Source organism: Streptomyces sp. NPDC017448, assembly GCF_044330565.1.
Classification (GTDB): Bacteria; Actinomycetota; Actinomycetes; order Streptomycetales; family Streptomycetaceae; genus Streptomyces.
Genome location: NZ_JBIRLM010000020.1, coordinates 134,816 through 142,036, shown reverse-complemented (window position 1 = coordinate 142,036; position 7,221 = coordinate 134,816). Strand labels below are relative to the sequence as shown.

5 protein-coding genes are annotated in these 7,221 nt (G+C 75.9%); 4 read left to right on the top strand and 1 reads right to left on the bottom strand.

The features are described 5' to 3' along the window. Positions 1–180: 180 nt before the first annotated feature. Both ACH4K1_RS27275 and ACH4K1_RS27270 read left to right on the top strand, forming a co-directional pair. On the top strand, positions 181–864 hold the full coding sequence (locus ACH4K1_RS27275) for an alpha/beta fold hydrolase (RefSeq protein ID WP_398092221.1): 684 nt from the start codon (positions 181–183) through the stop codon (positions 862–864). 68 nt (positions 865–932) lie between these two features. After that, positions 933–3,176: a HEAT repeat domain-containing protein gene (locus ACH4K1_RS27270; protein WP_398092220.1), complete on the top strand. Its 2,244-nt coding sequence runs from the start codon at positions 933–935 to the stop codon at positions 3,174–3,176. 190 nt (positions 3,177–3,366) lie between these two features. On the opposite strand, the gene ACH4K1_RS27265 is transcribed toward ACH4K1_RS27270, so the two are convergent. Continuing rightward, on the bottom strand, positions 3,367–4,011 hold the full coding sequence (locus tag ACH4K1_RS27265; RefSeq protein ID WP_398092219.1) for a TIGR03086 family metal-binding protein: 645 nt from the start codon (positions 4,009–4,011) through the stop codon (positions 3,367–3,369). Between the two features lie 165 nt (positions 4,012–4,176). On the opposite strand from ACH4K1_RS27265, the gene ACH4K1_RS27260 reads away from it, so the two are divergent. Next, positions 4,177–5,169, top strand: a complete 993-nt coding sequence (locus ACH4K1_RS27260; protein ID WP_398092218.1) for a fibronectin type III domain-containing protein — start codon at positions 4,177–4,179, stop codon at positions 5,167–5,169. 447 nt (positions 5,170–5,616) lie between these two features. Further along, positions 5,617–7,149 (top strand): YfcC family protein, encoded by a 1,533-nt coding sequence (locus ACH4K1_RS27255; protein WP_398092217.1) that lies wholly within the window; start codon positions 5,617–5,619, stop codon positions 7,147–7,149. Positions 7,150–7,221 lie beyond the last annotated feature (72 nt).

Below are 7,221 nucleotides of genomic sequence, written 5' to 3'. Positions count from 1 at the left end.
CCGCGCGGCGTGGGGGGCCCGGCCCCCCGCGGGGTGGGGGGGCACATCGCCCGCGGCGGCGGGGGGCCCCGCGGGCGGGTGGGCCCCCCGGGGGGGGCCCCCCGGGGCCCGCACGGCGCGCTCCCTCCCCCGCCGGGCCCCGGGAGCGGGCCGGCTCCCGTCGCCTGTAGCGTCGGGGGCATGGAAGATCAGTCTGTCGTGGATGTCGGCGATGTGCGCCTCGCGTACCGGTCCTGGGGCGATGCGTTCGGTTCGCCCGTCGTGCTGCTGCACGGCCTCGGCGGTTCGGCCGCCGACTGGGAGGCGGCCGGAACCCTGCTGGGCCGGGAATGGCGGGTCCACGCCCTGGACCTGCGCGGCCACGGGGAGAGCGACTGGCCCGACGACTACGGCCTGGAGCTGATGGCCGAGGACGTCGTCGGCTTCCTCGACGAACTGGAGCTGGACCGGGTCGGCCTCGTCGGCCACGGCATGGGCGGCGTCGTCGCCCGGCTGGTCGCCCAGGAGCACTCCGACCGGGTGGAGCGGCTGGTGCTGCTGGAGACCCCGCCCCCGTTCCCCGGCGACCCGGGGCCGGCAGGACGGGCGGAGGGCCCCGTGGACTACGACGAGAACGCGGTGCCCGCCGTACGCGACCAGCTCGCCGACCCCGGCCCGGACGCGGACGAGGGCCTCGGCGACATCGTGTCCCCGACGATGCTCATCACCGGGGGGCCGGAGAGCGCGATGGAGCAGCACCGCCAGGCCGACGTGGCCTCCCTGATCCCGGACTGCCGGCTGATCACCGTCCCGGGCGGCCACCGGATGCACGAGACCCGGGCGGACCAGGTGGCCGCGCACATCACGGAGTTCTTCACCAGCTGACGGCGTCCGCCCACCGGCCCGCACCGCTTCGCGAGGCGATGTCGGCGGCGGCTGCCATGATCGACGCCATGATCTTCGACCACGCCCTGTTCCACGCCGATCTGGACGCCGAGCCCTGGGCGTCGTACACCCACGCCTACGGCAGTGCCGAGGACGTCCCCGGCCGGCTGCGCGCCCTCGCCGGGGACGACGACGCGGCGGCGAGCGAGGCGCAGAGCGAGCTGTACAGCAGCATCCTGCACCAGGGCTCGGTGTACGGGGCGTCCGCGAAGGCGGTGCCCTTCCTGGCCCGGACAGCCGCCGCGGGTATCCGCGCGGCGGATGTGCTCCTCCTGATCGGCGGCATCGCGGAGGGCGGCGCGGACCCGCTGCCGGCGTCCGGCCTCGCGGACCGGGCCGCTCCCCGGCCCGGCACGGCCCCGCACCAGGAGGCGGGAGACGCCGGGAGCGGTGGCGCGGACCGGGAAAGCGACGAGGTGGCCTGCCGCCGGGCCGTCGTCGCCGAACTGCCGCTGCTGACCGCCTCGGCGGCGCACGAGGACCCCGCCGTCCGCCAGGCGGCCGCCTGGGCCGCCGGACGGACGGGAGCGGCCGGCGCGGCCGTCGCCGTACCGGCCCTGCGCGACCGGCTGGAGGTCGAGACGGAGCCCCTCGTCCGCGCCGAACTGATCACGGCCCTGGTGGAGCTGGACCCCGAGGGCAACGGGCCCCTGGCGGCCGGGGCGATCGGCGGGGACAGCCCGCCCGAGCTGCGGACCGCCGCCGTTCTGGCCTGCGTCGACGCCGGGCTGCCCTGGACCTCGGACCACCACGCGGCGGTCCTGGACCTGCTCCCGCTGGACCCCCACGTCTCCGGCCGGTACGACCACTTCCGCAACGAACCGCTCCACCACCTCACTCTCACCCTGCTGGAACGGAACACCGAGGCCGACCGGGACGCGGTGGGCGCGCTGCTCGAAGCCGCCCTGCGCCACGACGACCCGGAGGCCCGCACCGAGGCGGCCTGGGCGGCGACCGCGGCGTGCGAACTGTCCCGGAGCGTTCCCGCACGGTTGGCCCCCGCGTTGGTCGCGGCCGCCGAGCGGGACGGTGCGGACGACGCGACCGGCCTCCTCCCGGTGCTCGGCCGGCTCGGCCCCTCCGGCGGGCCGGCCGCCGACTTCCTCGCGGCCCGCGCGAACGGGGACGACTCCACGGCGGACCGCGCGCTCGAAGCCCTGGTCGCCGTCGCTCCCGAGCGCGCCGCTCCCCTGCTGGCCCGGGATCCGGAGCGGCGGCCCCGAGCGTTCCGGGCGGCGTGCGGCGGCCCCGTCGGCACCCTCCCCGTCCTGCCCTACGACCCGGAACTGCTGGATGCGGTCCGGCGGCGGCTCACCGCGGGCGAGCCGGACGGCAGTGCCCCGTACCTGCTCCTGGCGCTGCTCACGGCCTGGGGCCCGGACGCGTCCGCCGCCGTACCCGAGCTCCTCGCCGCGCTGGAGACGCACCCCGAGCTGATCCCGAAGGCGCTGGTCGCCGTCTGCACGCCGGAGCACCGCGCGGAGGCGGCGGACAGGCTGGCGCGCCGGGCGGAGACCGGTTCCCCGGGGGCCCGGTTCGAGGCGGCCCGCGCCCTGCACGAACTGACCGGAGACCACGGTCCGTTGCTGCCGGTGCTCGCCGAAGTCCTGGCGGCGGGCGGCGGGGGGGTCCGGGACGGAATACGGACCGCGGCGGCGGTCGCCGCCACCGTCGGACCCGCCGCCGCGCCGCTCGTCCCCGCCCTGCGCGCCGCGCTCACCGCCCCCGGCGCCGAGCGGAAGATCCCGCACATGGAGGCCGACATCGCGACGGCCGTCGCCCTGCACCGCATCACCGGCGACGCGGCGGAGGCGGTATCCGTCCTGGCGGGAGTGCTGGGCGCCGGCGAACCGCAGTGGTTGCACCGGACACTCGTCCGCGCCGCCGAGGCCGCCGCCGGCATCGGACCCGCCGCCCGGGGCCTCGTCCCCGTGCTCCGGCCGCTGCTGGCCGATCCGCGGCTGCGGGCGCCGGTGGCCGTCGCGCTGCACGCCGTCGCCCCCGGTGTGCTGGGGGCCGGACGCGCGGCGGACCTCCTGCTGGACGCGGCGGAGGCGGGCACGGCGCCCGCCGAGGCGGTGGAGGCCCTGGTGGAACTCGGCGTCGGAGCGCTGACCGGCGCACAGCTGGCCCGGTTCACGGCCTTGGGAGAGCGCGACGGCAGAGTGGTCCGCACGGGCATCGACGGCACGGTCGAGAGGGCGGACGAGCGGCTGCGCGCCCGGGTGCGCGCGGCGGTCAGGGGAGCGTGATCCGACCCCCGGGTCGGACGGCCGCCAGCCTCCCCGGCCTCCGCCCAACCGTCTGGCCGGAGGGCGGGAGGGCGGGAGCCGGCCGGCCGGGGCCGGGGCACCGCGGAAGCGGCCGGGGAGCGCGAGGCGAAGCCCCGGCACCGCCCTCCCGGCCTCGTACAGGTCTTCGCTCGGCTGCCCGGCTCGTCGCTCAGCGGCCCGGCCGCCAGTCCGGGCGCCGGCCGCTGAGGGCGATCACCCGGTCCAGCAACGGGGCGTCGTCCTCCACCGCGACCGGCGGCCCGAAGACGCCGTCGCCCTCGGAGCCGTCCGGGCCCGCGGTATCCTCGGGCCCCCTCTCCGGCGGGGTGAACAGCGCCTCGCAAGCGTGCAGTTCGGCCTCGCCCGCCGCGTAGGGCCGCCGCGTCGAGCGGGCCAGGTCCCAGCCGTGGACGAGGAGTTCGTTCAGCGCGACGACCCCGGCCACCTCACCGGGCAGCTCCACCCCGCCCGCCCGCGTCATGCCCGTCCAGGCTTCGGGGGAGCGCCAGGCCGCCGCCACCTCCTCCAGTCGCCGGGGCAGCACCTCGCGCCAGCCGTCGTCGAGGACGGGAGGGGCGGCGTCCGGGGAGACGGCGGTACTCGCCCCGAGGTCCTTCCGGGCGGCGTCGCGGAAAGCGGTGGCCAACCCGGCGAGGTGGCCCAGCAGCTCCCGTACGGTGTAGTCCGGGCAGGGGGTCGGACCGTCCAGCAGGCGGTCGTCGACCGCGTCGAGCAGTCCGACGACGCGCCGGGCGGCCGGCTCCAGATCGGGAAGGGCGGCGGCGCCCGGTACGGCGTTGTCACGAGTGTCCATACAAGGGGAGACCCGGTCGCCACCGAGAACTCATCGGCCCGCACCCCACAGCTTCCCGCCCCGCCTCCGGGGGTGCGCGCACCCCCGCGCAGCGGATGGTTCCCGCCGTCCTCTTGTCGGTGACCCCCGTGCCATGACATACAGGTCTGGACCATTGCTGTCCGGATGGAAGGCACCACCGTGCAACGCCCCCACATATCTGCCGCGTTGGCCTGCTCCGCCCTCTTGCTCACCCCCCTCCTCTCCGCCTGCGGCGGCTCTGCCGAAGCCGACACGCAGCCGCCCGGCGCCCCCCGGGGCGTGACCGCCCAGGCCAGCAGCTCCACGTCGGTGCACGTGATGTGGAAGGCCGCCTCCGACAACGAGAAGGTCGGCGGCTACGAGGTCTACCGGGGAAAGACCAAGGTCAAGAGCGTCCCGGCGACGAAGACCATGATCGACGTGGGCGGCCTGACCGCCTTGACGGACTACACCTTCAGCGTGCGGGCCAAGGACACGGCCGGGAATCTCTCCGAGTCCAGCAAGGTCGTCCCCGTCACCACCCGCGCCACCCCGCCCCAGGACGACGAGCCGCCCACCGCCCCGACGAAGCTGACGGGCCGGGCGGAGGGGAGCCGGACCGCCACCCTCACCTGGGGCGCGGCCAAGGACGACGTCGGCGTCACCTCGTACGACATCTACCAGGAGGACTCCCGGATCCACAGCGTGCCCGCCTCCGAGACCGGGGCCGAGCTCACGGGGTTGCGCCCGGGGACCGTCTACACCTTCACCGTCCGGGCCCGTGACGCCTCCGACAAGTCCTCGGCCGACAGCAACGCGCTCGACCTCACCACCGAGTCCGCCCCCGGCGCCCCCGCCAGCACCGCGCCCACCGGTCTGCGGACCGAGGTGGCCGAGGAGGGCTCCCGCTTCACCCTGGACCTGTCCTGGGACCAGCCCGAGACGGGCGGAGCCATCCCCGCCTACCAGCTGTATCTGAACGGCAGGCTGACCACCACCATCGTCTGGGGCGGGACGCCGCCCGAGGGACGTGCCACCTACCGGCTCGACCTCGCCGACCCGGCCGGCACCCGCTACTCGGTGAAGCTCAGGGCCAAGCTCCCGGACGGCACCTGGGGCGACTTCTCGGCCCAGCGGACGGTCGTCCTGCCGGGCTGACACGCCACGGGCACGATCGCGGCCTCAGCCACGGGCCCGTTCACGGCCTCAGCCACGGGCACGGTCACGGCCCCGGGTGTGTCCGGCCGTGGCGCTCCCGCGGTCGCCCAGGCGTGCGGCGGCCCGCGCCCTGTGATCCCTTGGTACCCGAGGAGCGTCGGACCGAAGGGGCAGGACCATGGACCTGGGAGACGACCCGAGCGGGCGGGCCGCCGCGCCGTGGGCCCGGCCGGTGCTGCCGCCCGGCGCCCGGGGGCGGACGGCCCGGCCCCGTGCGGCACAGCCGCCGCCCGCCGCGCCCGCCCCGGAAGGGCCCGGTCCGCGCCGTCGTCCCGGGCGGTCCCCGGAGGAGCCGCCGCGCTGTCGGGTCACCCGTCCGGAGTCCCCGCCCCCGACCGGAATCCCGTCCACCGCCCCCACCGGCGACCGGCACGCCCCGGGTCCGGCATGAGCGGCGCGGCCGGGACGAGGCCCGCCCCGGAGGAGGAGCCCCCGGCCGGCCGGGGGTTCGCCTTCCCCAGCGCCCTCACGGTCCTGGCGATCGTCACCCTCGCCGTCTGGGCGCTGGCCTTCCTGATCCCGTCCGGCGCCTACGACCGCGACGGGGAGGGAGCCCCAATCCAGGGCACGTACCACCGGGTCGACTCCGGGCAGAGCTTCGTCGACCGGCTGAACGACCTCTTCCTCTCCCCGGTCAACGGGCTGTACGGCGTCCAGGACGCGGAGACGGGAAAGGTCGGCCCGGACCTGGCCGGGGAACTGTACGGCAGCGCGGGCGTGTTCCTCTTCGTCCTCGCCATCGGCGCGTTCATCACCGCGGTGTTCGCCACCGGGGCCCTGGACCGGGGGATCGGCCGCCTCGCGCACCGGCTGCGCGACCGGGGCGCCCTGCTCATCGCCGGCGTGATGCTGGTCTTCTCCCTCCTCGGCACCGTCGAGGGGTTCGCGGAGGAGACGCTCGGCTTCTACGGCCTGATCATCCCGCTGATGCTGGCGCTCGGCTACGACCGCATGGTGGCGACCGGCACGATCATCCTCGGGGCGGGCATCGGGGTCCTCTGCTCCACGGTGAACCCCTTCGCCACCGGGGTCGCGTCCTCCGCCGCCGACATCTCGCTGGGCGACGGCATCGTGCTGCGCGCGGTCATGTGGGTGGTGCTGACGGCGGTGACGATCGCCTACGTCGTCCGGTACGCGAACCGGGTCCGCGAGAATCCCGGGCGCTCGCTCTCCGGCTTCCTGCCCGGCGACCGCGAGCACGACGCGGCACAGGCGGTGGAGCCCCCGGAGCTGACCGGGCTCCACCGGGCCGTCCTCGTCCTGGTCGCGCTGGTCTTCGGCTTCATGATCTTCTCCGTGGTCCCCTGGTCCAGCGCGCTCACGGGCGACGCGGACGCCACCCCGTACGGCTTCGAACTCGGCTGGTCCTTCCCCCAATTGGCCGCCCTGTTCCTGGTCGCGGCGGTCCTGGTCGGCGTCGTCGCCCGGTTCGGCGAACAGGAGATCAGCGCGACGCTCGTCCGGGGCGCGGCGGACTTCATCTCCCCGGCCCTGGTCATCGTCCTCGCGCGCGGCGTCACCGTCATCATGAACAACTCGCAGATCACCGACACCGTGCTGCACTCCATCGAGGGCGTGGTCTCGGGCGCCCCGTCGGCGCTCTTCGCGGTCTTCGTCTTCCTCGTCAACCTCCCGCTCGCCTTCCTCATCCCCTCCACCTCCGGCCATGCCACGCTCGCGATGCCGATCCTGGCCCCGCTCGCCGACTTCGCGGGCGTCTCCCGCGCGATGACCGTCACGGCGTGGCAGGCGGCCAGCGGCTGGATGAACCTCTGGGCGCCGACGACGGCGGTCACCATCGGCGGGGTGGCGCTCGCGAAGGTCGGCTACGACGGGTACCTGCGGTTCGTCTGGCCGCTGCTGGCGATCCTGGCGGTCCTGATCTGCGGGTTCATGGCACTGGGCGCGGTGTGGGGCTGAGGGGCGGCGCGGTGCGGAGCTGAGAGGGGCTGGGCAGTCGGGGGACCGTACGTCATCCTGGGGCGGCGGCGA

Excerpts from the sequence above, each read along its gene's own strand:
- ACH4K1_RS27265 (WP_398092219.1), bottom strand. The coding sequence starts at position 4,011 with ATGGACACTCGTGACAACGCCGTACCGGGCGCCGCCGCCCTTCCCGAT.
- ACH4K1_RS27270 (WP_398092220.1), top strand. The coding sequence starts at position 933 with ATGATCTTCGACCACGCCCTGTTCCACGCCGATCTGGACGCCGAGCCC.
- ACH4K1_RS27275 (WP_398092221.1), top strand. The coding sequence starts at position 181 with ATGGAAGATCAGTCTGTCGTGGATGTCGGCGATGTGCGCCTCGCGTAC.
- ACH4K1_RS27260 (WP_398092218.1), top strand. The coding sequence starts at position 4,177 with ATGGAAGGCACCACCGTGCAACGCCCCCACATATCTGCCGCGTTGGCC.
- ACH4K1_RS27255 (WP_398092217.1), top strand. The coding sequence starts at position 5,617 with ATGAGCGGCGCGGCCGGGACGAGGCCCGCCCCGGAGGAGGAGCCCCCG.